The organism is Terriglobales bacterium, assembly GCA_035937135.1.
In the GTDB taxonomy this organism is placed as follows: domain Bacteria; phylum Acidobacteriota; class Terriglobia; order Terriglobales; family Acidobacteriaceae; genus DASYVL01.
The window spans coordinates 1-1,516 of record DASYVL010000059.1 but is presented as its reverse complement, the minus strand read 5'-3'; the positions used below and the strand labels follow the sequence as shown (position 1 = coordinate 1,516).

The following is a 1,516-nucleotide window of genomic DNA, read 5'->3' as shown; positions in this document are numbered from 1 at the left end:
GACGCGCCCGATGTTCACCCAGCCATCGGGATTCGCCGGAGCAACCTCGGTGACCCTCTGGAAGGCAGCCTCCGCGCCTTTCAGATCGCCCTGCAGCAGCAGCCCGATGCCGTAGTCGTTCCAGCGCTCCCAGTCCTTGCCGTCGAGCACCGGCTGCACGGCCTGTGGAGGCGCGCCGCGTGCCGCCACCGGCAGCGTGACCTCGTTCTCCGCCAGCGTGACCACCGGCAGATCGGGCGCGTACTTCAGCTTCCCGGAAACCGTGGCCGTGTCCCCGGCAAAGACAAACTGCCGGTCGTCATAATCCGCCGTGTGGGTGGCGTCCTTCTGCTCGGGATTGGGAACGCCGGCGTAGGCGAAGTGCGTATTCCACCACGCGAACTTCCGGTAATGCAGCTGCGCCTTGAGCGTGACGTGGCCGGAGGCGTTCTCCGGGACTCGCAGGCGATAGTGGACCGTGTCCGCGGCGCCCGGCGGGATCAGCCGGACATACACCAGCGCCCGCGTGGCCCAGGCATTGCGCTTGTTGATGGGATTTCCTTTGGCATCCACCATCAACGAGCGATAGAAGTGCGCGCCTTTTTCCACCGGGCCTTTGCCATCGTCTTCGACCTTCCCGCTCCAGAAGAGGATCTTGCCCTGCTCATCCAGCGCCTGCAGCTCCAGCCACACGTCGAAGGCATCCACGGTGCCGCCGGGAAAGAAGTGGCCGACCTTGCGTGTACGCACCACCACGTCCACGCGCACGCTTTCGCCCGGCCGCAACGCGGGCAGCGCGCGGTTGAGCGGGGCGACGACTGGAACGGCATCGCCCGCCGAGGTCCCGGGCGTCGTGGTCTCGGCTTCTTCGCCCACCGCGAACGCCGTGGACATCTCGTGGCGCGCCTCCCCTCCCTCCTGCGTCCCAGGTTGCGCCGCGGTCAAGGCGAAGATGTCCACGCTCACGATCTTGTCCTTTAGGAATTTCTCCACCACCTCCAGCTGCTTCTGATCCTGATTGGCGAAGGGGAGCGCGGTGTTGGCTGCGGGAAAGCGGTGGGAGTGCACCTGGCCGTCCACGTTGGCGTCGTCGTGGGAGTCCACCAGCGGCATGTGGCAGTCGGCGCACTTCTGCGGCTTGGGCGGATAGTAGAACGAGCGCGCGCCTTGACCGGAGACGCCGCTGGCCTGCCAGTTGTCGTAATCATTGAAGCCGCGCACCCAGCGATAATTGTTCACCGGGACGTCCAGGTGCACCTTGTGGCAAGTGGAGCAGAACTCCGCCGTTTGCTGTCGCATGAAGGGCTTCAGAAAAGTTCGGCGGTGCGGCTCGGGGTTCAGCCGCACGGCAAAATCGTGCAGCCTCTGCATCAGCGGGTTCTCGCTGGCTGCCAGTTCGTGCAGCTTGGGATACTCCACCACAAAGTCGCCCTGCCCCATGCTGCTCTTCACCTTCACCATGGAGTGGCACATCATGCAGCCCATGCCGGCGTGTGCCTCCGGCCGGTTGACGATCTCTTTGATGGGCCGGTCCATC

General features: G+C 65.1%; 1 protein-coding gene. It reads right to left on the bottom strand.

The features are described 5' to 3' along the window. Positions 1 to 1,516, bottom strand: a 1,516-nt coding sequence (locus VGQ94_03815; GenBank protein ID HEV2021634.1) for a hypothetical protein, incomplete at both ends; no start/stop codon positions are given.